General features: G+C 67.5%; 30 protein-coding genes. 19 read left to right on the plus strand and 11 right to left on the minus strand.

What is annotated here, in order from left to right; translation table 11 throughout:
• Nucleotides 1-10 precede the first annotated feature (10 nt).
• Nucleotides 11-841, minus strand: coding sequence for a peptide chain release factor N(5)-glutamine methyltransferase (gene prmC / locus ATO11_RS17245; protein WP_050532163.1), 831 nt, complete (start codon nucleotides 839-841; stop codon nucleotides 11-13).
• Nucleotides 838-1896, minus strand: coding sequence for a peptide chain release factor 1 (gene prfA / locus ATO11_RS17250; RefSeq protein WP_050532164.1), 1059 nt, complete (start codon nucleotides 1894-1896; stop codon nucleotides 838-840). Before prfA ends, prmC begins: the two co-directional genes overlap by 4 nt.
• A 64-nt stretch (nucleotides 1897-1960) precedes the next feature.
• On the opposite strand from prfA, the gene ATO11_RS17255 reads away from it, so the two are divergent.
• Complete coding sequence (locus ATO11_RS17255) at nucleotides 1961-2266, plus strand: hypothetical protein (protein WP_050532165.1); 306 nt, start codon at nucleotides 1961-1963, stop codon at nucleotides 2264-2266.
• On the opposite strand, the gene ATO11_RS17260 is transcribed toward ATO11_RS17255, so the two are convergent.
• Together ATO11_RS17260 and ATO11_RS17265 are read right to left on the minus strand one after the other, a co-directional pair.
• Nucleotides 2210-2614: a DUF1499 domain-containing protein gene (locus ATO11_RS17260; protein WP_082176410.1), complete on the minus strand. Its 405-nt coding sequence runs from the start codon at nucleotides 2612-2614 to the stop codon at nucleotides 2210-2212. The genes ATO11_RS17255 and ATO11_RS17260 overlap by 57 nt on opposite strands.
• 57 nt (nucleotides 2615-2671) lie before the next feature.
• Complete coding sequence (locus ATO11_RS17265) at nucleotides 2672-3835, minus strand: M20 aminoacylase family protein (RefSeq protein WP_050532167.1); 1164 nt, start codon at nucleotides 3833-3835, stop codon at nucleotides 2672-2674.
• A gap of 58 nt (nucleotides 3836-3893) precedes the next feature.
• Here ATO11_RS17265 and mazG point away from each other — a divergent pair, with 58 nt between their 5' ends.
• The 7 genes from mazG (at nucleotide 3894) to ATO11_RS17300 (ending at nucleotide 10059) form a co-directional block, all read left to right on the plus strand.
• Nucleotides 3894-4703 (plus strand): nucleoside triphosphate pyrophosphohydrolase, encoded by an 810-nt coding sequence (mazG, locus tag ATO11_RS17270; protein ID WP_050532168.1) that lies wholly within the window; start codon nucleotides 3894-3896, stop codon nucleotides 4701-4703.
• Between the two features lie 159 nt (nucleotides 4704-4862).
• Nucleotides 4863-5804, plus strand: coding sequence for a nucleoside hydrolase (locus ATO11_RS17275; RefSeq protein ID WP_050532169.1), 942 nt, complete (start codon nucleotides 4863-4865; stop codon nucleotides 5802-5804).
• Nucleotides 5801-6250: a GNAT family N-acetyltransferase gene (locus tag ATO11_RS17280; protein ID WP_050532170.1), complete on the plus strand. Its 450-nt coding sequence runs from the start codon at nucleotides 5801-5803 to the stop codon at nucleotides 6248-6250. The genes ATO11_RS17275 and ATO11_RS17280 overlap by 4 nt, the downstream gene beginning before the upstream one ends.
• Nucleotides 6251-6327: 77 nt before the next feature.
• On the plus strand, nucleotides 6328-7725 hold the full coding sequence (locus ATO11_RS17285; protein ID WP_050532171.1) for a protein adenylyltransferase SelO: 1398 nt from the start codon (nucleotides 6328-6330) through the stop codon (nucleotides 7723-7725).
• 60 nt (nucleotides 7726-7785) lie between these two features.
• Nucleotides 7786-9033: a cation:proton antiporter gene (locus tag ATO11_RS17290; protein WP_050532172.1), complete on the plus strand. Its 1248-nt coding sequence runs from the start codon at nucleotides 7786-7788 to the stop codon at nucleotides 9031-9033.
• Between the two features lie 73 nt (nucleotides 9034-9106).
• Nucleotides 9107-9586 (plus strand): hypothetical protein, encoded by a 480-nt coding sequence (locus ATO11_RS17295; protein WP_134643150.1) that lies wholly within the window; start codon nucleotides 9107-9109, stop codon nucleotides 9584-9586.
• 62 nt (nucleotides 9587-9648) lie between these two features.
• On the plus strand, nucleotides 9649-10059 hold the full coding sequence (locus ATO11_RS17300; RefSeq protein ID WP_050532174.1) for a Fur family transcriptional regulator: 411 nt from the start codon (nucleotides 9649-9651) through the stop codon (nucleotides 10057-10059).
• On the opposite strand, the gene ATO11_RS21280 is transcribed toward ATO11_RS17300, so the two are convergent.
• Complete coding sequence (locus tag ATO11_RS21280) at nucleotides 10060-10485, minus strand: GFA family protein (RefSeq protein ID WP_242601454.1); 426 nt, start codon at nucleotides 10483-10485, stop codon at nucleotides 10060-10062. It lies immediately after the preceding gene.
• A gap of 147 nt (nucleotides 10486-10632) precedes the next feature.
• Here ATO11_RS21280 and ATO11_RS17310 point away from each other — a divergent pair, with 147 nt between their 5' ends.
• From ATO11_RS17310 to ATO11_RS17325, 4 genes are all read left to right on the plus strand, one after another.
• A complete protein-coding gene (locus tag ATO11_RS17310) occupies nucleotides 10633-11502 on the plus strand; it encodes a DMT family transporter (RefSeq protein ID WP_050532302.1) in 870 nt (289 codons plus the stop codon).
• 263 nt (nucleotides 11503-11765) lie between these two features.
• A complete protein-coding gene (gene eno / locus ATO11_RS17315) occupies nucleotides 11766-13040 on the plus strand; it encodes a phosphopyruvate hydratase (protein ID WP_050532175.1) in 1275 nt (424 codons plus the stop codon).
• Nucleotides 13037-13660 (plus strand): DUF7002 family protein, encoded by a 624-nt coding sequence (locus ATO11_RS17320; RefSeq protein ID WP_050532176.1) that lies wholly within the window; start codon nucleotides 13037-13039, stop codon nucleotides 13658-13660. Before eno ends, ATO11_RS17320 begins: the two co-directional genes overlap by 4 nt.
• Entirely contained in the window at nucleotides 13657-14253 is a 597-nt protein-coding gene (locus tag ATO11_RS17325) for a GNAT family N-acetyltransferase (protein WP_050532177.1), read from the plus strand. Before ATO11_RS17320 ends, ATO11_RS17325 begins: the two co-directional genes overlap by 4 nt.
• On the opposite strand, the gene ATO11_RS17330 is transcribed toward ATO11_RS17325, so the two are convergent.
• Together ATO11_RS17330 and ATO11_RS17335 are read right to left on the minus strand one after the other, a co-directional pair.
• Nucleotides 14250-15200, minus strand: a complete 951-nt coding sequence (locus tag ATO11_RS17330) for a DNA topoisomerase IB (RefSeq protein WP_050532178.1) — start codon at nucleotides 15198-15200, stop codon at nucleotides 14250-14252. The genes ATO11_RS17325 and ATO11_RS17330 overlap by 4 nt on opposite strands.
• Nucleotides 15197-15409 carry a hypervirulence associated TUDOR domain-containing protein gene (locus ATO11_RS17335; protein ID WP_050532179.1) on the minus strand — a complete coding sequence of 71 codons (213 nt, stop codon included), beginning with the start codon at nucleotides 15407-15409 and terminating at the stop codon, nucleotides 15197-15199. The genes ATO11_RS17330 and ATO11_RS17335 overlap by 4 nt, the downstream gene beginning before the upstream one ends.
• Nucleotides 15410-15479: 70 nt before the next feature.
• On the opposite strand from ATO11_RS17335, the gene ATO11_RS17340 reads away from it, so the two are divergent.
• Nucleotides 15480-15899 (plus strand): cupin domain-containing protein, encoded by a 420-nt coding sequence (locus ATO11_RS17340; protein WP_050532180.1) that lies wholly within the window; start codon nucleotides 15480-15482, stop codon nucleotides 15897-15899.
• Nucleotides 15900-15963: 64 nt separating this feature from the next.
• Here the strand turns inward: ATO11_RS17340 and ATO11_RS17345 are convergent, their stop codons facing one another.
• Nucleotides 15964-16425, minus strand: a complete 462-nt coding sequence (locus ATO11_RS17345) for an Lrp/AsnC family transcriptional regulator (RefSeq protein WP_050532181.1) — start codon at nucleotides 16423-16425, stop codon at nucleotides 15964-15966.
• Between the two features lie 138 nt (nucleotides 16426-16563).
• Between ATO11_RS17345 and ATO11_RS17350 the strand changes: the two genes are divergently transcribed.
• From ATO11_RS17350 to ATO11_RS17370, 5 genes are all read left to right on the plus strand, one after another.
• Nucleotides 16564-16863 (plus strand): DUF2849 domain-containing protein, encoded by a 300-nt coding sequence (locus ATO11_RS17350; RefSeq protein WP_050532182.1) that lies wholly within the window; start codon nucleotides 16564-16566, stop codon nucleotides 16861-16863.
• On the plus strand, nucleotides 16856-18520 hold the full coding sequence (locus tag ATO11_RS17355) for a nitrite/sulfite reductase (RefSeq protein ID WP_050532183.1): 1665 nt from the start codon (nucleotides 16856-16858) through the stop codon (nucleotides 18518-18520). The genes ATO11_RS17350 and ATO11_RS17355 overlap by 8 nt, the downstream gene beginning before the upstream one ends.
• The gene (locus tag ATO11_RS17360; protein ID WP_050532184.1) at nucleotides 18517-19236 is read left to right on the plus strand and encodes a phosphoadenylyl-sulfate reductase; all 720 of its coding nucleotides are present in this window, start codon (nucleotides 18517-18519) and stop codon (nucleotides 19234-19236) included. Before ATO11_RS17355 ends, ATO11_RS17360 begins: the two co-directional genes overlap by 4 nt.
• The gene (locus ATO11_RS17365) at nucleotides 19233-19640 is read left to right on the plus strand and encodes a DUF934 domain-containing protein (protein ID WP_050532185.1); all 408 of its coding nucleotides are present in this window, start codon (nucleotides 19233-19235) and stop codon (nucleotides 19638-19640) included. Before ATO11_RS17360 ends, ATO11_RS17365 begins: the two co-directional genes overlap by 4 nt.
• A gap of 68 nt (nucleotides 19641-19708) precedes the next feature.
• Nucleotides 19709-20551 carry a ferredoxin--NADP reductase gene (locus ATO11_RS17370; RefSeq protein WP_050532186.1) on the plus strand — a complete coding sequence of 281 codons (843 nt, stop codon included), beginning with the start codon at nucleotides 19709-19711 and terminating at the stop codon, nucleotides 20549-20551.
• 79 nt (nucleotides 20552-20630) lie between these two features.
• On the opposite strand, the gene ATO11_RS17375 is transcribed toward ATO11_RS17370, so the two are convergent.
• Entirely contained in the window at nucleotides 20631-22190 is a 1560-nt protein-coding gene (locus ATO11_RS17375; protein WP_050532187.1) for a hypothetical protein, read from the minus strand.
• A gap of 147 nt (nucleotides 22191-22337) precedes the next feature.
• On the opposite strand from ATO11_RS17375, the gene infC reads away from it, so the two are divergent.
• A complete protein-coding gene (gene infC, locus ATO11_RS17380; protein WP_479725080.1) occupies nucleotides 22338-22991 on the plus strand; it encodes a translation initiation factor IF-3 in 654 nt (217 codons plus the stop codon).
• Between the two features lie 64 nt (nucleotides 22992-23055).
• Here the strand turns inward: infC and ATO11_RS17385 are convergent, their stop codons facing one another.
• Entirely contained in the window at nucleotides 23056-24045 is a 990-nt protein-coding gene (locus ATO11_RS17385; RefSeq protein WP_050532188.1) for a molybdopterin-binding protein, read from the minus strand.
• Nucleotides 24042-25010 (minus strand): XdhC family protein, encoded by a 969-nt coding sequence (locus tag ATO11_RS17390; protein WP_050532189.1) that lies wholly within the window; start codon nucleotides 25008-25010, stop codon nucleotides 24042-24044. The genes ATO11_RS17385 and ATO11_RS17390 overlap by 4 nt, the downstream gene beginning before the upstream one ends.
• Nucleotides 25011-25064 lie beyond the last annotated feature (54 nt).

Consider the following 25064-nt stretch of genomic DNA (forward strand, 5'->3'; position numbering starts at 1 on the left):
CCGGCCCCTGTCAGCCGCTGGCGCGGATCGCCCGGACGACCCGGTCGCGCCCATCGAGATCGCTGAGGATGCGCGTCTCGAATCCTTCGCCAAGAAAGATCGCGCAGACGTCGGCGCCCTGCGACGCGCCGATTTCGACAAGGATCGTCCCGCCGGGCGCAAGCCGGATCGCGGCCCCCGCCGCGATGGCGTGATAGGCGCTCAGCCCGTCGCCTTCATCGGTCAGCGCCATGCGCGGCTCGTGCGCCAGTTCGGGCGCAAGCTCGGCCATCTCGGCCTCGGCGATATAGGGCGGATTCGATACGATCAGGTCGAACTGATCGGTCACCCCGTCGAACCAGTAGGTCGCGCGGATATCGGCCCGCGCCGCGACACCGTGGGCGACCGCGTTGGCGCTGGCCACGAGGCAGGCGGCTTCGGACAGGTCGGTGCCTACGCCGACCGCGTGCTCCCGTTCGGCCAGCAGGGTGACAAGGATCGCGCCCGACCCGGTGCCAAGGTCCAGCACGCTGGCAAACGGCAGGGCCAGCGCGGCCTCGACCAGCGTTTCCGTCTCGGGCCGGGGGTCGAGCACCTGCGGCGTCACCTGGAAGCGGCGGCCATAGAACTCCCGCGCGCCGGTCAGGTGGCTGACCGGCCGCCGCGCGGCGCGCTGTGCCACGAGGTGAGCAAAGCGTTCGGCCACCGTGTCGGGCAGCGGTTCGGGCGCCATCAGGGTCACGCGGGTCGCGTCGACGCCCGCGGCATGGGCCAGCAGGCGGCGGGCGTCGCGGGCGGGATCGGGCACCTCGGCCTCGGCCAGTCGCGCCGCGGCCTGCGCAAGGGCCTGCGCGGCGGTCACACCGCCTCCATCGCCGCCAACTGGCGGGCCTGCGCGTCGGCGGTCAGGGCGTCGATCACCTCGTCCAGGTCGCCCTGCATCACCGCGTCCAGCTTGTAGAGCGTGAGGTTGATCCGGTGATCAGTCATCCGACCCTGCGGGAAGTTGTAGGTGCGGATGCGTTCCGACCGGTCGCCCGACCCGACCTGCGACGCACGATCTTCGGACCGTTCACTGTCGATCCGCTGGCGTTCGGCATCGTAGAGCCGCGTGCGCAACACCTGCATCGCGATCTCGCGGTTGCGGTGCTGGCTCTTCTCGCTCGACGTGACGACGATGCCCGTCGGAAGGTGGGTGATCCGCACCGCGGAATCGGTGGTGTTGACGTGCTGCCCGCCCGCGCCAGACGACCGCATCGTGTCGATGCGGATGTCTTCATTGCGGATCTCGATATCCACGTCCTCCGCCTCGGGCAGGACGGCGACCGTCGCGGCAGAGGTATGGATGCGCCCGCCCGATTCCGTGGCCGGCACGCGTTGCACCCGGTGCACGCCGCTTTCGAACTTGAGCCGCGCAAAGACATCCTGCCCGGTCACGTGGGCCACGACCTCCTTGATGCCGCCCAGCTCGGTCGCCTGTTCCTCGAGGATCTCGAACTTCCAGCCCCGCGCCTCGGCATAGCGCTGGTACATGCGCAGAAGGTCGCCCGCGAAGAGCGCCGCCTCTTCCCCGCCGGTGCCGGGGCGGATTTCCACCATGGCGGGGCGGGCATCGGCGGCGTCGCGCGGCAACAGCGCCAGTTGCAGGGCGTGTTCGGCCTCGGGCAGCGCGGATCTGAGCGCCGGAAGCTCCTCCCGCGCCAGTTCGCCCATGTCGGGGTCGTCCAGCATCTCCTCGGCATCCGCGATGTCCGACACCAGCCTGCGATAAGCCGCGATCTGCTCCACCACCGGCTTCAACTCGGAATATTCCCGCGCCAGTTTGGCGATGTCGGCCCCTGCCGCGCCTTCGGCCATCTGCGCTTCGAGGAACTCGAACCGCTGGGTGATCTGGTGGAGGGTATCGGCGGGGATCATGGCCCTGCGGTGTGGGCCAAGCGCGGGGACTGGTCAAGAGGCGCGGCTGTGGTATCCTGCGCCCATGCAACACCGCATCGCGATAACATCGTGCGGCCTCGCCCTGGCGGGACTGCTGACGACGGGCGTCTCGGCGGACGTGACCGGGCCGAACGGCAGGACGATCGATTGCTACTGCACCGACCGCACCGGCGGGCGCATCGAACTGGGACAGACGATCTGCATGCAGGTCGACGGGCGCATGTTCATGGCGCAATGCCAGATGTCGCTGAACGTGCCGATGTGGCGCGAGGTGGCCGAGGGCTGCCTGTCCTCAGCCCTGCCGCAATCGCTCCAGCCAGCCGTCGATCCGCTTGGCGTTGACGGATAGGTCCGACTGCCCGAACCGCAGCCGCCCGAACACGCGCAGTCGCCCCTGCGCGTAATCGACGGTCGTGTAATCGGGAAAGCCCCAGAAGGCCGACCGGGTGATGTAGGTCACCTTGTTTTCATCCACCGATCCCGCCAGCACCTGCGTGCGCGGCGTGTCGCGGATGATGGCATCCAGCGCCACGAAATCCTCGCGCGGGGCGGTCAGCACGCGCACCGCACCGCCCGAGAGGTTGGTATCCTCGGTCTGGGTCGGCGTCGCGTGCCAGCGGTCGGGATCACTGGGCGCAAGCCGGATATAGAGCATGAGAGCCGCGAGCGCGGCGGCGATGAGCAGCAGGATCTTCATGACCCGAGACATAGGGCGCAGGGGCGGCGGTGAAAAGGCGCGACCGCGCGGACCGGCTCAGCCCGCGGGCTGAGCGACCTCTACCAGCCGGGCGAAGAACGACGCGCCCACCGGCGCGATGCGGTCGTTGAAATCGTAATCGGTGTTGTGCAGCGCCGCGCTTTCGCCCTGGCCGAGGAACAGGTAGGCGCCGGGACGTGCCTCCAGCATGTAGGCGAAATCCTCCGCCCCCATCTCCCGCCCCGCCGCGTCGTCGACGGCACCGTCGCCCGCGACCTCGCGCGCGACATCGGCGGCAAAGGCGGCGCGCCCGGCATCGTTGACCGTGGCGGGATAGCCCTCTTCGATCCGCAGGGTGGCCGTCACGCCATAGGACGCGGCCTGCCCGTCGACGATGGCCTGCAGCCGGTCAAACACCATCTGCCGAACGTCCGCGTCGAAGGTGCGGATCGTGCCGTTCAGGTAGGCCGTGCCGGGAATGACGTTGTCGACCGTGCCTGTGTGGATCTGGGTGACCGACACCACCAGGTCGCCCAGCCCGTGACGGTTGCGGCTGACGATGGTCTGGATCGCGGTGGCGATGCCGCAGGCGGCGACCACCGGATCGCGCGTCTCGTTCGGGTAGGCCCCGTGTCCGCCCTGCCCGTCTATGTCGATGTGAAACGTGTCGACCGCCGCCATGATCGGGCCGGGCTTGGTCTGGAAACGGCCCTCGGCCACGTTGGGCGTGTTGTGCAGCGCAAAGACCTGCGCGATGTCGAACCGGTCCATGATGCCTTCGTCCACCATCACGCCCGCCCCTCCGCCACCCTCTTCCGCCGGCTGGAAGATCAGCGCGACCCGGCCCGCGAAATTGCGCGTCCCGGCGAGGTAGCGCGCGGCCCCCAGCAGCATCGTTGTGTGCCCGTCATGGCCGCAGGCATGCATCGCGCCGGGGCGGGTCGAGGCATGGTCGAGCCCCGTCGTCTCCTCCATCGGCAGGGCGTCCATGTCCGCCCGCAGCCCGATCGTCGGCCCCTCGCCCCTGCCCTCGATGATCGCCACGATACCCGTCTCGGCGATGCCTTCGTGGATCTCGGTGATGCCGAACTCCCGCAAGCGTTCGGCCACGAAGGCGGCGGTGTCGTGGCAGGCGAACTGCAATTCGGGGATCTTGTGCAGATGCCTACGCCACGCGGTCATGTCCTCGGCATAGGCGGCGATGCGGTTGATGACGGGCATGGACACGGGCCTCCGGCTGGCTAGGGTGCCACCGAACACCGAACCGCGAGGCAGCGCAATGGCCACCGACCCGATTTACGACACCCCTGACGGTTTGCCGCGCCTGCTGGAGATCATGCGCCGCCTGCGCGACCCGGAAACGGGCTGCCCGTGGGACGTGGAACAGACGTTCGAGACCATCGCGCCCTACACGATCGAGGAGGCTTACGAGGTCGCCGACGCGATCCAGCGCGACGACATGGACGACATGGAGGCCGAACTGGGCGACCTGCTGTTGCAGACGGTCTACCAGACCCAGATCGGGGCCGAGAAAGGGCTGTTCGATTTCCATTCCGTCGCAGCCCGGATCGGGGCCAAGATGATCGACCGGCATCCGCATGTCTTCGGCACCGAATCGAACGCCAAGTCCGCCGAACAGCAGACCCGCGACTGGGAGGCGCAGAAGGCCGCTGAGCGCGCCCGGCGGGGGGAGACGCGGGTGCTCGATGGCGTGGCGATGGGCCTTCCGGGCATGACCCGCGCGGTCAAGCTGCAAAAGCGGATGGCGCGGGTCGGGTTCGACTGGACCGACGTCGCGGACGTGCTCGCCAAGGTCGTGGAGGAAGCGGGAGAGTTGGCCGAGGCCAAGGCGACGGGCGATCCCGACAAGCTGGAAGACGAGTTCGGCGACCTGATGTTCGTGATGGCGAACCTCGCGCGGCACCTCGGCGTCGATCCCGAAACCGCTCTGCGCCGCACCAACGCCAAGGTCACCCGCCGGTTCAACGCGATCGAGGACGCGCTGGCGGCGCGCGGCGAACGCCCCGAGGACAAGACATTGGCCGAGCTTGACGCGCTTTGGGACGCGGCAAAGGCGGACGAACGCTGACACGGCGCGGAAACGATCTTGGAAGATCGTTAAGAGCGCCCGCGCGGGCGCTTGCAAGCCGCTTCGAAGCGGCTTTCCACCGCCCCGCGGCACGCGCGCATCGGGTGGCTTGCGCGCGGACGCACTTCGTCCCATCCTGCGCGGCAAAGGAACAGGCCCATGCCCCCCCGCAAGATCATCATCGACACCGATCCCGGCCAGGACGACGCGGTTGCGATCCTCCTCGCCCTCGCCTCGCCCGACGAGATGGAAGTGCTTGGCCTCACCTGCGTCGCGGGCAACGTCCCGCTGGCGCTGACCTCGAAGAACGCGCGCATCGTCTGCGAACTGGCGGGCCGCCCGGACGTGAAGGTCTTTGCCGGGTGCGACCGCCCGCTGGGGCGCGACCTTGTCACCGCCGAACACGTCCATGGCGCGACCGGCCTCAACGGCCCGAACCTGCCCGATCCCACGATGCCGCTGCAACCCGACCATGCCGTCGATTTCCTGATCGACACGCTCCGCGCCGAACCTGCGGGCACCGTGACGCTCTGCCCGCTGGGACCACTCACGAACCTCGCGCAGGCGTTCAGGAAAGCGCCGGACATCGTTGAAAAGGTGCAGGAAATCGTCCTGATGGGCGGCGCCTATTTCGAAGTCGGCAACATCACGCCCGCCGCCGAGTTCAACATCCATGTCGACCCGCAAGCAGCTGAAATCGTGTTCAGATCCGGCGCCCCCATTGTCGTCATGCCACTCGACGTCACGCACAAGGCGCTGGTCACCCGGCCGCGCAACGATGCCTTCCGCGCGCTGGGCACGCCCGTCGGTCGCGCCGTGGCCGAGATGACGGATTTCTTCGAACGCTTCGACAAGGAGAAATACGGCTCTGCCGGGGCACCGCTGCACGACCCCTGCGTCACCGCCTACCTGATCGACCCGACCCTCTTCTCCGGGCGCTTCGTCAATGTCGAGATCGAGACGCAGTCGGAACTGACCATGGGCATGACGGTTGCGGATTGGTGGGGCGTGACCGACCGCGCGCCGAACGCGATGTTCATGGGCGATGTCCGGGCCGACGCGTTCTTCGCCCTGCTGACCGAACGGCTGGCGCGGCTATGAGCGCGCAACTCCACCTCGCCCGCCCCGAGCACCTGCCGCAGATCCTGTCGCTGGTCGAAGCGATGCATGCGGAGACGGGGATCGACAGCACGGCGGAAAGCCGGGAGGCAGGGATCGCGCCCCTGCTGGACGGTGGACCGCTTGGCGCGGTCTACCTGATCGGCCCGGCCCGCGCGCCGCTTGGCTACCTTGTCGTGACCTTCGGCTGGTCCGTCGAATTCGGCGGCATGGATTGCTTTCTGGACGAAATCTTCATCCGCCCCGCGATCCGCGGGCGCGGCATCGCGTTCGAAGCGATCGGCGATCTGTGCCGCACGCTGAAAGAGGCGGGCGTGCGCGCCATGCACCTTGAAGTCGACGGCGCGGATGACAGCGCCCAGCGCCTCTATTCCCGCACCCGGTTCCAGCGCCGCGACCGCTACGTTCTGATGACACGGATGCTGTGACCCCGCGCCCATTGCGCATCGCGCCGCGCGACCCCACCTCGCTTCCACCTGCCCGCCCCAGCCCTTAGAGTGATCGCATGAGCGTTTCCCCGACCGTCGACAATTCCTATGCCGCCCTGCCTGCGGGCTTCTACACCCGGCAACCGGCCCGGCCCGTGGCCGACCCCAGGCTCTTCCAGTGGAACGACGCGCTTGCCGTCGAACTGGGCCTGCCGGAGGACGAGGACCGCGCGGCGATCTATGGTGGCAACCGGACGCCTGACTGGGCCGACCCGCTGGCGCAGCTTTATGCCGGGCACCAGTTCGGTCACTTCACGCCGCAACTGGGCGATGGCCGCGCGCTGCTGCTGGGCGAAGTGATCGACCGGCATGGCAATCGGCGCGACATCCAGTTGAAGGGATCGGGTCCCACGCCCTATTCCCGCAACGGCGACGGCCGCGCGGCGCTGGGGCCGGTCCTGCGCGAATACCTCGTGTCCGAGGCGATGCACGCGATGGGCATTCCCACCACCCGCGCCCTTGCCGCCGTGACCACCGGCGAGAAGGTGCAGCGCGAAACCGCGCTGCCCGGCGCGGTCCTGACCCGCGTGGCGTCCAGCCACCTGCGCGTCGGCACGTTCCAGATCTTCGCCGCGCGCCGCGACCTCGACGCGCTGCAGACGCTGTTCGACTACGCCCGCGACCGGCACCACCCGGATGCAGACGGCCCGCTGGAATTTCTCAATGCCGTCATCGCGGTACAGGCCGATCTTGTGGCGCGCTGGATGTCCGTTGGCTTCATCCACGGCGTGATGAACACCGACAATTGCACCATCTCGGGCGAGACGATCGATTACGGCCCCTGCGCCTTCATGGACACCTACCATCCCGACACGGTCTATTCCTCCATCGACCAGTTCGGGCGCTATGCCTATTCCAACCAGCCGCACGTGATCGTCTGGAACATGGCGCAACTGGCGACGTCGCTGGTGCCCCTGATGCCCGACACCGACGCCGCCATCACCGCCTTTACCGAGGCCGTGCACGCCATGCCCGCCCGTGTCGAAGAACGCCGGCAGCACCACTTCGCGGCCAAGATCGGCTTTGCCAAGGCCACGCCCGACACCGCCGCCTTGGTCGATGACCTGCTGGCGCGCATGGCCGCGCAACAGGCCGATTTCACCAACACGTTCCGCGCGCTTGGGACGGATAAGGCAAAGGATCAGTTTCTTGATCCAACCACCTATGAAGACTGGGAAAAGAGGTGGCGGGCGGCATCTCCTGACAGCGAACTGATGGCGCGCGTGAACCCCGCCGTGATCCCGCGCAACCACCGCGTCGAAGAGGCCATCGCGGCCGCCTATGACGGCGACCGCGCGCCGTTCGACGCGCTGCACGCCGCGCTGGCCCATCCGTTCGAGGACCCGGCAGACCCCGCCTTTACCCGGCCACCGCAAGCGCACGAGGTCGTGCGCGCCACTTTCTGCGGGACCTGATCGCTTGGCCCGTGCGGCCCGCCGTGCTAGGCCGCCGGGACACGAACCGGGACACGCACCATGACCATCCTGCAGATCGCCTCGCTCCTGATCGTGCTGGCAGGCGTGTTCGGGGCCATCAACCACCTCTTTCTCAGGCTGCCCTCGGCCATCGGTATCCTTGTCGTCGCGCTGATCGCCTCGTTCGGGATCATGGCGCTCGACCTCGTGATGCCCGGCCTCGGGGTGGCAGACACGGTGCGCGGCACGGTGCTGGAGATCGAGTTCTCGGACGCCCTGCTTGAAGGGATGCTGGGGCTCTTGCTGTTCGCCGGGGCGCTGCACATCAAGCTGACCGACCTGCGGCAGCAATGGGCGGTCGTGCTGCTGATGGCGACCATCGGGGTGGCGCTGTCGACGGTGATCGTGGGTGTCGGGTTCTCGTGGATCACGGGTGTGCCGCTTCTGATCGCGCTGGTCTTTGGCGCGCTGATCTCTCCCACCGATCCTGTCGCGGTGCTCAGCGTGTTGCGGGACGCGAAACTCAACCCCTCGCTCGAAGCCAAGATCGCGGGCGAGTCGCTTTTCAATGACGGGGTCGGCTATGTCGTGTTCCTCGTCCTCGTGGGCCTCGCCTTCCCCACCGGCGATGGCCACGGGTCCGGCCTGTCCGGCGCGGCAAGCCTTTTCGTGCAGGAGGCCTTCGGCGGCGCGGTGCTTGGGCTGGTGCTGGGCTGGCTGACCTTCCGCGTGATGCGGCTGATCGACGATTACTCGCTCGAGGTGCTGCTGACCCTCGGGCTTGCCTTCGGCGGCTACGAACTGGCGATCTGGCTGCACGTGTCGGCGCCGATCATGGCGGTCTGCGCGGGCCTTCTGATCGGTGATATCGGCGCGCGGGACGCCATGACCGAAGAGACCCGCAAATATGTCGACGCCTTCTGGAAGCTGATCGACGAGATCCTGAACGCCGTCCTGTTCCTGATGATCGGGTTCGAGGTGTTCTCCATCACCACCAACGCCGACTTCCTGCTGACGGGTGTCCTGTCCATCGCGCTGGCCCTGTTTGCCCGGCTTGCCGCCGTGGCCGTGCCCGTCCTTCTGCTGCGGCCGTTCCGCGATTTCAGCACCGGCGTGATCCCGATCATGACCTGGGGCGGGTTGAAGGGCGGCATCTCCATCGCGTTGGCCCTGTCGCTGCCCGATGGCGAGTGGAAACCGCTGATCCTGACCACGACCTATATCGTCGTCATCTTCTCGATCATCGTGCAGGGCCTGACCGTCGCCCGCGTGGCCCGCCGCGCCAGCCGCTCGGCCGAGGCTGCCTGACGCGACGCAGCATTGCGCGAATCCCCCAAAAAGTTGAAAAATGACAATTATTCAACTTCGGGAGTTGCAGATCATGGGTATTACACTCAGCTTTCTCATCAAGCATGTGCGCCCGCTGGGCGAGGACGGGTACACCGCCTATTGCACGCAGGATTTGATCCAGCAGCTGGGCAACCTCGGCTTCAACGCCAACGAGATCGCGGACATCCTCGCCCAGTGGCGCCAGACCGCGCTCAGCGATCCCGAGGGGCAATCGGACCGGTTCGTCGCCGCCGCGCAGGCCGTGTCCGAAGCGCGCTGGGGCGAGTTATACAACACCGATCAAAGCACGATCATGTTCCTCACGTGGGCAGAGCTGCAATCGCTCAGCGCGGCGGCGGCGCAGGCGGGGGCCAACGCGAACGTCAACTGGAACAGCGGGGGCGAGATCGGGATTTGCGTCACGATCACCCGCAATTCGAACGCGCACCACATCCGGTGGAACGCGACGGGCTGCACCGGCAACACCGACGGCAACGGCAACATGAACCACTTTACCGGTCTCACGCCCTGACGATCACCCCCTTTCCCTGCCGCGGCGCTTTGTCTAGAACCGGCGCGGCGCGAGGGACCAGAATGACCGACACCATCACCACACGTTGCGAGGCAAAGGGCCTGCGGATGACGGGCCAGCGCCGCACCATCGCCGCGGTGCTGGAAGATGCCGAGGACCACCCGGATGTCGAGGAGTTGCACGCCCGCGCCGCCGCACGCGATCCCGGCATCTCGATCGCCACGGTCTACCGCACGGTCAAGCTGTTCGAAGAAGCGGGCATCCTCGAACGCCACGAATTCGGCGATGGCCGCGCCCGGTACGAAGACGCCGAGCGCGACCACCACGACCACCTGATCGACATGTCGACCGGCGAGGTGATCGAATTCGTCGATGAAGAGATCGAGGAATTGCAGGAAAAGATCGCGGCCAAGCTGGGATACGACCTGCGCGGTCACCGGCTGGAACTGTACGGGGTCAAGCGCAAGGGCTGATCACTCGTAGTCGCTCAGGTCCTTGGGCGCATGCAGCAGCGTGCCGTCGTATTTCGGCAGGTCATCCTCCATCGCCAGCCATGGCAGTTTCGCCTGCCAGTTGACGTGGAACTCAGGCACAAATGTCTGGGGCCGCTCCATCGTGGCCGCGTACAGGTGCATGCCGCCCGCGTAATGCGCGGCCTCGAACCCCATCGGCGTGCCGCATGTGGCGCAGAAATGCCGCCGCACGCCCTCGGAACTTTGCCGCGTCTCAGGTGCCGCCCCCGTCCATTCGAAGTCGCGCAAGGGCATGCCCAGCCACGCCACGACCGGGGATGCGCAGTTGCGGCGGCAATCGTCGCAATGGCAATAGCACGACCAGGTCGGCGGCCCCTCGAACGCCCAGGTCGTGGCCCGGCAATGGCAATATCCGCGTGTCGTCATGGCGTCCTCCATTGGCCCGCACCTCACCACCCGGCGCACCGGCATACTTGCCCGCACGGGACGTCCTGCGCCCCGATTGCGACCTGACCGCTGCCCCTTGCGGATGGCGCGATTCCTGCGATGGTCGCGGCCAAAGGACAGGCGAACATGACCGACAATCTCAAGGGCATCCTCTGGATGATCGCCGCGATGGCGGGCTTTGCGCTTGGCGATGTCGGTATCAAGGCGCTGGCCGCACTGCACATGCCGCTAGGGCAGATCATGATGGGCCTTGGCGCGGGCGGAACGCTGGGGTTCGCCCTGTGGACGCGGGGGCGCGGATTGCCGCTGGTCACCGCGCGGCTCTGGCATCCCGCGATCCTCTGCCGCTACGTGGCCGAGGTGCTGGCCGCCTTGTGCATGGTGCTGGCGCTGGCGCTGACGCCGTTGTCCTCGGTGACGGCGATCCTGCAGGCGGCACCGCTGGTGGTGACCATCGGCGCGGCGCTGATCTTCAAGGAGGGCGTCGGCTGGCGGCGCTGGCTTGCCATCGCGGTGGGCCTTGCGGGCGTCCTGCTGATCCTGCGGCCCGGAACCGAGGCGTTCAGCCCCCTGTCGCTGTTTGCCGTGGGCGCGATGCTGTCGCTGGCCGCGCGCGACCTCGCCACCCGCGCGGTGCCACGCGAGGTTGCCAGCCTGCAACTGGCGACGGTGGGATTTTCGGCGCTGATCCTTGCGGGCGCGGTCCTCGTCCCCTTCGGCGATGCCTTCGTGCCCGCGGGCGTGGTGCACTGGTCGTGGATGGCCTTCACCGTGCTGACGACCATCGGCGGGTATTACGCGATCACCGTGGCGATGCGGGTCGGAGAGATCTCCGCCGTCTCCCCTTTCCGCTACACGCGGCTGTTGTTCGGGCTGGCGCTTGGCGTGACGCTCTTCGGTGAACGCCCCGACGGCTGGATGCTGATCGGGTCGGCGGTGGTCGTGGGATCGGGCATCTACGCCGTGCTGCGGGAGCGGCAACTGGCGCGGGGCTAGGACGAGCGCGGAATCAAGGCCGCAGGCCGCCGCGCCATCGACGGGCCGCCCCCCGGCACGTCGATTTGGCTGGTCTAGGCGCGCCGCTCGCAGCGATTGCGGAGGTGGCGGACATAAAGTGATCCGCACACCCGTTGATCGACGCACCGCGGCCCGTCGCTGGCGCTTTACCGAATTGCCGGTCCTACCCCCCACCCGGTTGCCCCCGCGTCCCGTCATGGTAAGACAGCGCCACCCGGACACGCGCCCCAAGGAGCCTCCCCATGAGCACCATCATCGACATCCACGCCCGCGAAATCCTCGACAGCCGCGGCAACCCCACAGTCGAAGTGGACGTCACGCTCGAAGACGGCACGCAGGGCCGCGCCGCCGTGCCCTCGGGCGCGTCCACCGGCGCACACGAAGCGGTCGAAAAGCGTGACGGCGACGCGGGCCGCTACATGGGCAAGGGCGTGCTGGAGGCCGTGGCCTCGGTCAATGGCGAGATCGCCGAGGCGCTGGTGGGCTTCGACGCCGTCGAACAGGTCGCTATCGACGAGGCGATGATCGAACTCGACGGCACGCCCAACAAGGGGCGGCTGGGCGCCAACGCGATCCTCGGCGTCTCGCTCGCCACCGCCAAGGCCGCCGCCGATTTCACCGCGCAGCCGCTCTACCGCTACGTCGGCGGCACCTCGGCCCGCCTGTTGCCGGTGCCGATGATGAACATCATTAATGGCGGCGAACATGCCGACAACCCGATCGACATCCAGGAATTCATGATCATGCCGGTCGCCGCCGACACGATCCGCGACGCCGTCCGCATGGGGTCGGAAGTCTTCCACACGCTGAAGAAAGAGCTGTCGGCGGCGGGCCTCTCCACCGGCATCGGCGACGAAGGCGGCTTCGCCCCCAACCTGTCGTCAACCCGCGACGCGCTCGATTTCATCCTGAAATCCATCGAGAAGGCAGGCTACAAACCGGGCGACGACATCATGCTGGCGCTCGATTGCGCCTCGACCGAGTATTACAAGGACGGCGCGTACGTCCTTGCGGGCGAAGGCAAAACGCTGTCGTCCGACGAAAACGTGACCTACCTTCAGGCGCTTTGCGACGACTATCCCATCATCTCGATCGAGGACGGCATGGCCGAGGATGACTGGGACGGCTGGGCCGCCCTGACCGCCGCGCTGGGTAACAAGGTGCAACTGGTGGGCGACGACCTGTTCGTCACCAACCCCGCCCGCCTCGCCGACGGGATCGCCAAGAAATCTGCCAACTCGATGCTGGTGAAGGTCAACCAGATCGGCTCGCTCACCGAAACGCTCAAGGCCGTGGACATGGCCCACCGCGCGGGCTTCACCAACGTGATGTCCCACCGCTCGGGCGAGACCGAGGACGCCACCATCGCCGACCTCGCCGTCGCCACCAATTGCGGGCAGATCAAGACCGGGTCACTCGCGCGCTCCGACCGGCTGGCGAAATACAACCAGCTGATCCGCATCGAGGAGCAACTGGGCGAGACCGCCGAATACGCGGGCCGGTCCATCCTGAAGTGAGCGAGGCTGCATTCATAAAAGCGGTCGGCACCCGCCTCGCGCATGTGACGGCGGCGTCCAACGTGGCTTTGATCCGAAAGCAGGGTCTTCATCCGGCCGCCGCGCTCGCGCGTGCGGCCAAGGTTGACCCGGCCACGTTGGCACTCCGACGAACGCGGATGGAATTGTCCGGCGGGGCCGTCCTGAACCATCAGCTGCCAATCGTTCACGGTCTCAGGGCCGCGCACCGCGAAATTGAAGGCTACAGCCCCGAGGAATGGGCAGAACAACTGGACAGCCGCGTTTTCTTCTGGCCCGCGCGCAAAGGCGCCGACTTTGCGAAATCCATCGCTCGCGACGTGCCGATCGCGACGCTTTGGTTTGATGCCGGGGCTTTTTATCGCGCTCATGCCGATCGGATTGATCTCGCTCCGGGCAATAGCGGCAATTTCCTTCAAGGCGGGTCTCATATGCGTCGCGGAGACTGGTTCTATGTTCCCGCCACACGCATGGCGGACTTTTCCCGCAACCGCGCGCGGCAAGGCATCAACAAGGGCGGTGATATCGTGAAAGAGGTTTCCCTTCGCGGGTCCCTGTCCGTGGCGGAATTGAACGATCTGATCGTAGACGGCGCCCCGTGACCCTCACCCCCGGTTTCCACGCCGCCCCGCCCGGCCACGTCGCCACCGTCGTCACGCATCTGGAGATGTCGGCGCCACCCGCCACGCTGGCCAACCTGCCGGACGACACGCACCTCGCCCCGCTCGACACGGCCACCCCCGACACCTACCGCGACCTTTTCCGCGCTGTCGGGCAAGACTGGCTCTGGTTCTCCCGTCTCCGCATGAGCGACGACGACCTCACCGCGATCCTCACCGATCCAGCCTACGACGCCTTCGCCCTGCGCCGGGGCGACGCTGACCTCGGCCTCCTCGAACTCGATTTCCGCGAAGAAAACGCCTGCGAACTCGCCTTCTTCGGCCTGACCCAAGCCGCCATCGGTACCGGCCTTGGCCGCGCCTTGATGGGAGAGGCCACGCGCCGCGCCTTCGCCCGCCCTATCACGCGCTTCCACGTCCACACCTGCACGCTCGACAGCCCGCAGGCGATGCCCTTCTACCGCCACTCGGGGTTCACAGCCGTCAGGCAAGAGGTCGAAATCGCCCCCGACCCGCGCCTCACCGGCGACCTGCCGCGCAACGCCGCCCCGCAGATCCCGATCATCGAAGCCTAGGCCAGCAGGTCGAGAAACCCCGCCTCCGCCTGCGTCAGCTCGGCAGGCGGGTCCGCCGCACCCAGCGCCTCACCACCGGCGAGGGCAATCACCTCCGGATGGATGTAGCTGTTCCGCGCAATCGTGGGCGTGTTGTGCAGCCGCTCCGCCGCCGCCGCGGCCATCGCCTTGATCGTCGCGCCACCCTGCCGTGCCACGTCGAACGCCGCGACCGACCCGGCCCATGTGCGGAAGGTCTTGGCCGTGGCATTCGTGGCCGTGTGCTCGGCAAGGTAGGCGTTCAGCGTCTCCGACCTGAGCGACCGCACTGCGCCATCCGCGCCCACGAAACTGAAAAGCGTCGCGCCGCCGTGGTCCTGCACCGCCTCCAGCGCCCGCGCCAGCGTCCGGTCGGACCGCGCCTTGCGCACCCGCTGCCCGCCCTTGGCGGTGTAGTCGAGCCGTACTTTCGACCCGTCCAGTGTCAGATGACGGTTGCGCAGGGTCAGCGCCCCGTAACTGCCGTTCTGCTCGGTATAGGCTTCGGACCCCGCCCGCAGCGCCATCCGGTCGATCAGCGCGGCGGCGGCGGCCAGCGCGAACCGCTCCTCCCCCGCCTCGCCCTTCAGGTCCGCGCGGATGCGGCGGCGCAGGCGTGGCAAACCCTCGCCGAAGGCAGGCAGATCGGCATACTTGTCCCGCGCCCGCTCCTCCACCCAGACGGGGTGATACCGGTACTGCTTGCGCCGCCGCGCGTCCCGGCCCGTGGCCTGCAGATGGCCATTGGCGAACGGGCTCATCCACACGTCGTCATAGGCGGGCGGCACCGCCAGCGCGTCCAGCCGCTTACGCTCCGCCCCCCGATCGATCCGGGTGCCATCGGGCGCGACATAGGAAAAGCCGCGCCCGCACCGACGCCGCAAGATCCCCGGCTGGTCGTCGGGGTAATAGCGCAGCGGCTCGCTCACGCCTTGCGCACTTCCGAGGCGAGCTTCAGGACGCCGTCACCGTCCTCCTGCTCGATATAAAGCGCCGGATCATCGTCCGACCCGTTCCGCGTGACCTCGCTGCCCTGCAGGGTGCGGGTGATCTTCTGGGTATAGGTCTTCTGAACGGTGCCCTCGGCCGTGCCGTTGCCCCGGTCCCATTCGACCTTGTCTCCTTGGGAATAGCTCATGTCAGATGCTCCTTGATCGGCTTGCCGACCCAACCCCAAGGCGGCAAGCTGGGTTCCGAAAGGACGCGCCATGACAGCCGACGACATCATCGACCATCTCGGCCTCCAGCCGCATCCCGAAGGCGGCTGGTACCGCCAGACATGGGAAGGCACCGAACAGCCCCGCGCCGCCGGAACCTGCATCTACTTCCTGCTGAAAGGCGGCGAAGCCAGCCACTGGCACCGCGTCGACGCGACCGAGATCTGGCACCTCTACGCCGGTGCGCCCCTCATCCTGTCGCTCGCGGCAACCGAAAGCGGCCCCGCAACCGACCACCTGCTCACCCCCGACCTCGCCAAGGGCGCGCCCCAGATCGTCGTCCCCGAAAACCACTGGCAGGCCGCCCGCACCACCGGCGACTGGACGCTCGTGGGCTGCACGGTCTCTCCCGGCTTCCAATTCTCGGGCTTCGACCTCGCCCCGCCGGGTTTCGGCATCCCCCGCGGCTGACCCGCCCCTTCTTCGGTTCTCAAATACCTCGGGGAGCGCGAGGGGCTGGCCCCTCGCTCCGCCCCTACAAAGGCAGCGCCGTCGTCGACTTGATCTCTTCCATCGACAGAAGCGCCGTGACATTGTGGATCTTCACTTCGGAAATCAGCGCCTGGTAGAAGGCGTCATAGGCCCTTGCATTGGGCACCCGCACCTTCAGGATGTAATCGATATCGCCTGCCAGCCGGTGCGCCTCCTGCACTTCGGGCCGGGCGTTCAGCGCCTCCAGGAACCGTTTCTGCCAGTCCTGTTCATGCTCGGACGTGCGGATCAGCACGTAGAAGCAGGCATCGAAGCCCAGCGCCTCGGCATCCAGCGTGACGGTCTGCGAGGTGATGATCCCCGCCTCCCGCATCTTGCGGATGCGATTCCACACCGGGGTCTTCGACGACCCCACTTCCGTTGCGATCTCATCAAGGGACCGGCTGGCATCCACCTGCAGGCAGCCAAGGATTTTCCGATCAAGCTCGTCGATCCGAACCGACATTTTCGCATGCTCCTCTTTCGGGGAAATTTCGTCCCGCTACGCGGTAAATCAGAACAAAGTTCCTTATTCAACCGCGCATCTAGCCTTCATATGGAATTTTTTCCTATATCTGGACGGGTAAACCGCCCGGAGGCCATCATGCCCAAACCGTTCACACCCAAGGTCGTCACCGCCAACGCGCTGATCGCGGGCGATGTCGTCTACCTCGCGGCGGATGACACGTGGACGCGGCACCTGTCGCGGGCCGAGGTGCTGACCGACGAGGCCGATGCCGACCTGCGGCTTTTGCTGGCGCAGTCGCAACCCGGTGAAGTGGTCGGGGCCTACCTCGCCGAGGTGACCGCCGATGGCACCCCCACCCATTTCCGCGAGGAGTTCCGCCGCACCGGCCCCTCCAACTACCCCCACGGCAAACAGGCGGACAGCGCCCATGTATAACTATACCGATTTCGACCGCGCCTTCCTCAAGGCCCGCAACGCGCAGTTCCGCGCGCAGGTGGAGCGCCGCATCGCGGGCGCGCTGACCGAGGACGAGTTCAAGCCCCTGCGCCTGATGAACGGCCTTTACCTGCAGCTGCACGCCTACATGCTGCGCGTCGCGATCCCCTACGGCACGCTGAACGGCGCGCGGATGCGCAAGCTGGCCGAGATCGCGGACCGGTGGGACAAGGGGTACGGCCATTTCACCACCCGCCAGAACATCCAGTTCAACTGGCCCGAACTGCGCGACGTGCCAGACATGCTGGATGCCTTGGCCGAGGTCGACATGCACGCCATCCAGACCTCGGGCAACACGATCCGCAACGTGACCTCGGACCATTTCGCGGGCGCCGCGGCCGACGAGATCGAAGACCCCCGCCCCACCGCCGAATTGCTGCGCCAGTGGTCCACCGATCACCCCGAGTTCCAGTTCCTCGGGCGCAAGTTCAAGATCGCCGTCGGTGCCTCGGAACAGGACCGCGCTGTGCTGAAGGCGCATGACCTCGCCGTGCAGATCGTGAGGCGTGGCGGCGAGACCGGATACCGTATCTTCGTGGGCGGCGGCCTTGGCCGCACCCCGATGATCGGCCAGGTCCTGCGCGACTTTCTCCCCCGCGCGGACCTGCTCCCTTATGTCGAGGCCGTTCTCAGCGTCTACAACCTGCTGGGACGGCGCGACAACAAGTACAAGGCCCGGATCAAGATCACCGTGCACGAGAACGGGATCGACCGCATCCGCGAACTGACCGAGGCGCGCTTTGCCGAGCTTCGCCCGGCGTTCAAGGGCGCCGACCAGCGCCTTCTCGCGCGTATCCGGGACCAGTTCCGCGGGCCGGATTACATCAAGGTCGCGGGCGATGCCTTTGATACGGCGTATGAAAACGATCCCGTTTTCCGGTCGTGGGTCGATACCAACGTGACCGACCACAAGCAGCCCGGTTACGCGATCGCCACCATCTCGCTCAAGGCGCATGGGGCGACGCCGGGGGACGCGACAAGCGACCAGATGCGCGTGATGGCGGATATCGCCGAACGCCTTGCACATGACGAATTGCGCATCAGCCACGAACAGAACGTCATCCTGCCGCATGTCCCCCGCGCGAACCTGCCGCAGGTTCACGCGGAACTTCAACAGGCCGGGCTAGGCACCTCGAATATCGGGCTTATTTCCGACATCATCGCCTGCCCCGGCATGGATTACTGCGCTCTGGCCACGGCCCGTTCGATCCCCGTCGCGCAGAAGATCGCGGAGCGGTTCGACGCGCTGAAGCTGGAACACGAAATTGGCGAGCTGAAGCTGAAGATCTCGGGCTGCATCAATGCCTGCGGGCACCATCACGTGGGCCATATCGGCATCCTCGGGCTGGACCGCGCGGGCGTGGAAACCTACCAGATCACGCTGGGCGGCGACGCCACGGAAACGGCCGCCATCGGCGACCGCACCGGCCCCGGCTTCAGCTATGACGAGATCGTGCCCGCGATCGAGCGCATCATCGACGCCTACCTCGCCCTGCGTGACGGGGCCGAAGAGACGTTCCTCGCCACCTATCGCCGCGTCGGGATGGAGCCGTTCAAGGCGGCGCTTTACGGCGAACAGAAGGCGCGCGCGGCATGATACACGCGGTCGATTTCGCGCCACGGGCGCAGGCGCTGAACCTCGCCTACCAGGAGCAGGCGGCGCTGTCGCTTTTGTCATCGGTCCTGATCGGGCGGTCGGCGGGGCGCGTCGCGGTGGTGTCGGCCTTCGGGGCCGACAGCGTCGTCATCCTGCACCTCGTCAGCCGCATCGACCCGACGGCCCCGGTGCTGTTCGTCGATACCGAGATGCTGTTTGCCGAAACGCTCGCCTACCAGCGCGAGGTCGCCGGAGCGCTTGGCCTGTCCAACGTGCAGGTCCTGCGCGGCGATACGGCGCGCGATGCCGATAACACGCTGCACCTGCGCGACCCCGACGCCTGCTGCGCCCTGCGCAAGACCGCGCCGCTGGACGCCGCGCTGCAGGGGTTCGATGCGTGGATCACGGGCCGCAAGCGGTACCAGGGCGGGCAGCGCGCCGACGTGCAGACATTCACCCCCGACCCGCGCGGGCGCGGGCTGACGATCAACCCGCTCGCCACCTGGGCGCGGGAGGAGGTGCAGGCCTACATCACCCGCCACGATCTGCCCCGGCACCCGCTGGTGGCGCAGGGCTTCCGCTCGATCGGTTGCGCGCCCTGCACGTCCCGCGTGGCCGAGGGCGAGGACGAACGCGCCGGGCGCTGGCGCGGGCAGGACAAGGACGAATGCGGCATCCACATCGTGGACGGCAAGATAGTGAGAGGCGCGGCATGACCATTCTCGTGACGGATCAGGGCTTTGCGCCCGACACTTACACCGGCACCTTCGTGCCTCTTGGTGAAGCAGCAAACGACGTGCGCGCGCTTGACGTGCCGTCGGACGCCGACCCGGATACGCTGGCGGACCGCCTGTCGGCAGAGGTGATCCGCGTCGATTTCCCCTCCTTCGCGGACGGGCGCGGGTTCACCATCGCCGCGCGGCTGCGGCGCATGGGCTTTGCCGGGCGGTTGAGGGCGCGCGGGCACGTGATCTCGGACCAGTACGCGATGGCGCGGCGGTCGGGGTTCGACGAGGTCGAGATCAGCGACGAATTGGCCCAGCGACAACCCGAACCCGAATGGCTATTTCGCAGCCAGTGGCGGGACCACGATTACCAGTCAAGGCTGCGTGACAGCTGAGACGCTTCTCAAACCTGACAGATTTCTCTAAGGATGTCGGGGGCCCGCGCGCCCCCGCGACGCATGACATGACCGAGCAGACACCCGTGAACACCCAGACCGCCGTCAAAGCCCTGCCCGACGCCCAGACCGTGACCGAGGTCACGCACTGGACCGACCGGCTGTTTTCCTTCCGCTGCACGCGGCCCGCATCGTTGCGCTTCCGGTCCGGCGAATTCGTGATGATCGGCCTGATGGGCGATCCCGATCCGAAGACCGGCAAGCAGAAACCGCTCTTGCGCGCCTATTCCATCGCGTCGCCCTCGTGGGATGACGAGCTGGAATTCTACTCGATCAAGGTGCAGGACGGGCCGCTGACCTCGAAACTGCAGCACATCCAGCCGGGGGAGCAGATCATCCTGCGCCCCAAGCCCGTGGGCACGCTGGTGCATGACGCGCTGTTGCCGGGCAAACGCCTGTGGTTCTTTGCCACCGGCACCGGGTTCGCGCCCTTCGCCTCGCTCCTGCGCGATCCCCAGACGTTCGAGGATTACGAGCAGGTCATCATCACCCATACCTGCCGCGACGTGGCCGAGCTGGAATATGGCCGCCGCCTGGTCGAGCATATCCGGACGGACGAGATGATGGGCGAGTTGCTGGGTCAGGAGAACCTCGGCAAGCTCACCTACTACCCCACCACGACGCGCGAAGAGAGCCTCAGGATGGGCCGCATCACGACGCTTCTGGAGGACGGGACGCTGTTTGCCGACCTGGGCATCGACGGCATGTCGCCCGACACCGACCGCGCGATGGTCTGCGGGTCGCTGGGGTTGAACACCGATCTGAAGGCGATCCTCGAAAGCTTCGGGCTGGAGGAAGGCGCGAACAGCGATCCCAAGCATTACGTGGTCGAAAAGGCCTTCGTCGGCTGACGGGGCCACGTCCCGGACATGCAAACGCCGCGCGGACCGTTGGATCCGCGCGGCGTTTTTGTCTTTCTTGGGCCGTGACTTAGCGGCCAAGCGCGGTCTTCACCTGCTCGATCACCGATTTCACGAGATCGGGGTTCTCTGCCGCTTTCTTGACGGCCGCCACGAGCGTCGTTTTCTGCAGCGCTCCGAGGTCCGAGTTCTCGATCATCTCGGTCACTTTCGACACGTCGAACCCGTCGACCGTCAGCGCCTCGGCAATGCTGCCTCCCGCATCGGTCGCCGCCGAGGTCGTCGCGGCAGCGGTATCCATCGCGGCGTCGGTCGCAGCAGCGGCGGTGTCCGTCGCAGTATCAGTTGCGGCGGCAGCCGTGTCCGTTGCAGCGTCAGTTGCGGCAGCGGCGGTGTCCGCTGCGGCATCGGTTGCGGCAGCGGCGGTGTCCGTCGCGGCGTCAGTGGCAGCAGCAACCGTGTCCGTCGCGGCGTCAGTGGCAGCAGCAACCGTGTCCGTCGCGGCGTCAGTGGCAGCAGCAACCGTGTCCGTCGCGGCGTCAGTGGCAGCAGCAACCGTGTCCGTCGCGGCGTCAGTGGCAGCAGCAGCCGTGTCCGTCGCAGCATCAGTTGCAGCGGCAGCGGTGTCGGTCGCGGTGTCCACGGCATCGCCCGCAGCGTCGGTTGCCGCGTCGGCAGCGGCGGCGGCGGTGTCGGTCGCGGTGTCCACGGCGTCGCTCGCCGCATCAGTCGCTGCATCGGCAGCCGAAGCGGCGGTGTCGGTCGCGGTGTCCGCAGCGTCGCTCGCGGCATCGGTTGCTGCATCGGTAGCTGCAGCGGCGGTGTCAGTCGCGGTGTCCACGGCGTCGGTAGCAGCGTCTGTTGCTGCATCGGCAGCCGCAGCAGCGGTGTCGGTCGCGGTGTCCACGGCGTCGCTGGCCGCATCAGTCGCCGCGTCGGCAGCCGCGGCGGCGGTGTCGGTTGCAGTGTCCACGGCATCGCCCGCGGCATCGGTCGCCGCATCGGCAGCGGCAGCAGCGGTGTCGGTCGCGGTGTCCACGGCGTCGGTCGCGGCATCGGTTGCCGCGTCGGCGGCGGCAGCTGCGGTTTCCTTCGCGGTGTCAACGGCATCGCTCGCGGCATCAGCAGCGGCAGCGGCCGTGTCCTTTGCCGTATCGACCGCATCGCTGGCGGCGTCGGTTGCGGCGTCGGCAGCAGCGGCGGCGGTGTCGGTTGCGGTGTCGACGGCATCGCTGACAGCGTCGGTGGCCGCGTCGTTTGCGTCCGATGCAGCATTCGACACGCTGTCCACGGCACTGTCTACGGCGTCGCTGGCGGAATCGACCGCGCCAGCGGCGGCGTCGGCCACGTCACTTGCCGCGTCCGTTGCGGTATCGACGGCGCTGTCGACCGCATCGCTGACCGCGTCGGCGGCATCGGACGCGGTATCGGCCACCGCGTCAGCCGCGCTGGAGGCCGCTTCGGTCGTCGCGGTCGCCGCATCACTCGCCGCTTCGGTTGCGGCGGTGGTCACGTCCGACGCAGTCTCCTGCGCGCTCGAGACGACGTCATCGACGCTGCGACCGGTGACCACGAAATACCCGATGCCCGCCACGACGGCGGCACCGATCAAAAGGATGATGGTCCTCATCAAAACACTCCTTGCACAAGGCTCCCCGAGGCGCATCCGGCGCCTGTCCGGTATTGATGGCGAGATGGCCAACCCCGTGACCGGCTGCAAGGGGAAAATCGGGCAATTTCCTGCATTCGGCCACTTTTGCCGCTTGAATCGGTAGGGGTGCCCCTCTACCTTGGCGGCTCAGATTTCGGCAACAATCGAAGGACAAGTCCGATAGCCCGCAGACCGCACAACGCGCCCCCTACCCGTGACACCGGACCTCGAGTCAACGACCGCATTCGTGCCCCGGAAATACGCCTGATCGGCGCCGAAGGCGAGAACGTCGGGGTGGTGACCCCCTCCCGCGCAATGGAACTGGCCGAACAGGCCGGGCTCGACCTTGTCGAGATCTCGCCCAATGCCAGCCCGCCGGTCTGCAAGATCATGGATTTCGGCAAGTTCAAGTACGAACAGCAAAAGCGGGAATCCGAGGCGCGGAAGAAGCAGAAGACCATCGAGATCAAGGAGGTCAAGTTCCGCCCCAACACGGACACGCACGACTACGACGTCAAGATGCGCAACGTGTACAAGTTCCTCGAAAACGGCGACAAGGTGAAGATCACCATGCGGTTCCGCGGGCGCGAGATGGCGCACCAGAACCTTGGCCGTGACCTGCTGGAACGGGTGGCCGAGGACACCAAGGAACTGGGCCGGGTGGAAAACTTCCCCAAGATGGAAGGCCGCCAGATGATCATGCTGATCGGCCCCCTGCCCGCCGGGACCAAGCCCAAGCCGAAGGCAGAGCCCGAAGCGGAACAGCAGGACGAGGCCTGACGCCTTGCCTGACCGGCGCGCCGTCAAAGCGGCGCGCCTCGGCTTTCCCCAAAACAAATGATGTCTAACCGCGCGCGCGGCGCGGTGTCGGGCGGCTTGGCATCTCTTTCAAGAGCCCGCCCACGCCCATTCGCGCGATATCGTCCGATGCGACGGCCACGCCGCAGATCACCCGTGACAGCACCCAGTCCGCCCCGTTCAACGCGGGCGAGCGCGCGCAGCCCGGCAAGCCGATCACCGGCCGCTCACCAAGGCTGCCGATGAACAGCAGGTTGCCGGGATCGACCGGCATCCCGAACCGTTCGACCCGCCCGCCCGCCGCGCGCACCGCGCTTGGGGCGACGTCCGAGGGGTCTGAGGTGGCCGATCCGGTGAGGACAAGGATCAGCTCCGCCTCCACCGCCGCCAGTGCGGTGGCGAGCGCGGTTGTCTCGTGCGGCACCTTGTCGACCCGGTCCAGCGTCACGTCGAGCGCCGCAAGCCGCGCCTCTATCGCGGCGCTGCCTTTCAGGCCCGGCCCGCCCGGTACCTCGGTCACGATCAGCGCGGCGCGCCTGACCTGCGGCGCGGCAAGGCCGATCGCGCCGCGCCCGGCCTCGATAGCCGCGTCCAGATGCGCGCCCGGCACGGCGTAGGTGATGATCTTGATCGTCGCCATCAGCCCGCGCGCCGCCATCCGGTGCCAGCGCGGCACGGTGGCAAGCGACACCGCCGGGTCGATCCCGTTCACCGCGTCGATCCTTGCGGCATCAAGCCGTGCCAGCCCCGCGCGGGTCGCAACCACGTTCACCCGGCCATTGGTCGGCGGCGTCAGGCGCATGTCCGCATGCCCGTCGGTCAGCGCCTCGGCAAGCCGCGCGGCGGCGGTGCCTTCGTCCACGTCTCCCGGCTCCAGCCGCGCCACGGTCACCCGGTCAAGCCCGCTGGCCGCAAGCGCCGCGATGTCGTCCGGGCCAAGGACGACGCCCTTGCGCAGCCTGCGACCGTCCAGCGCGACGGAATGGGCAAGGATCGCGCCCGCCGCCTCGGTCACGGGCACGGGGCCGAATTTCACGCCTTGCCCCGCAGGACGGCGATCATCTGGGCGAGAATCGACACGGCGATCTCGGCCGGGCCGGACGCCCCGATATCAAGGCCCACGGGGGCGTGGATGCGGGCGATGTCGGCCTCTGACAGCCCCGCCTCGGTCAGCCGCGCGACGCGCTTGGCATGGGTCCGGGTGGAGCCCAGAGCGCCGATGTAGAACGCATCCGAGACAAGCCCGCGCATAAGCGCCGGGTCGTCGAGTTTCGGATCGTGGGTGAGAAGGACAAGCGCCGTGCGCGCATCAAGGCCCACCGCGTCCACCGCCGCATCCGGCCAGTCGTCCAGCAGTGTCTCGCCGGGGAAGCGCGCGGACGAGGCGAAGGCGGGGCGCGGGTCGATCACCACCGGGTCGAACCCCGCCGCGCGCGCCATCGGCAACAGCGCCTGCGCGATATGCACCGCGCCCACGACGACCAGCCGCAGGGGCGGGTTGTGGATCGCGACGAAGGTGGTGCCGTCCGGTTCGAACCCGGACGCATCGCGGCGGAACCTAGCGTCATGGCCTTCGGTTTCCAGCCGTCGTGCGCCGGTGGCGGTGTCGGCGACATAGGCAACAGGCTGGCGGGCCGCCCGGCGGGCGACCAGATCGGTCAGCAGGTTTTCGGGCAGAACCGGACCGACCGGTTCGACCAGAACGCGGATCGTGCCGCCGCAGGCAAGGCCCACCGCGAAGGCATCGTCGTCGGACACACCGTATTCCAGCAGCCGCGCCTCGCCCTCTTCCAGCGCCTCCAGCGCCTCGACCACGACCGCGCCTTCGACGCAGCCGCCCGAGACCGAGCCCTGCATCTCCCCGTCATCGGCGATGACCAGCTGCGCGCCCACGCGGCGCGGGGCCGAACCCCATGTCTCGACCACGGTGGCCAGGGCCACGCCGCGCCCGTCGCTGTACCAGTCGAGCGCGCGTTCGGGGATGCCGGGCAGGTCAGTCACGGTGAAACCTCATGCCGGTACCGTGGCGCGGGCGTGACGCGGATGCAAGGCGTC

The sequence above is a fragment of the Pseudaestuariivita atlantica genome, from assembly GCF_001205715.1.
Classification (GTDB): domain Bacteria; phylum Pseudomonadota; class Alphaproteobacteria; order Rhodobacterales; family Rhodobacteraceae; genus Pseudaestuariivita; species Pseudaestuariivita atlantica.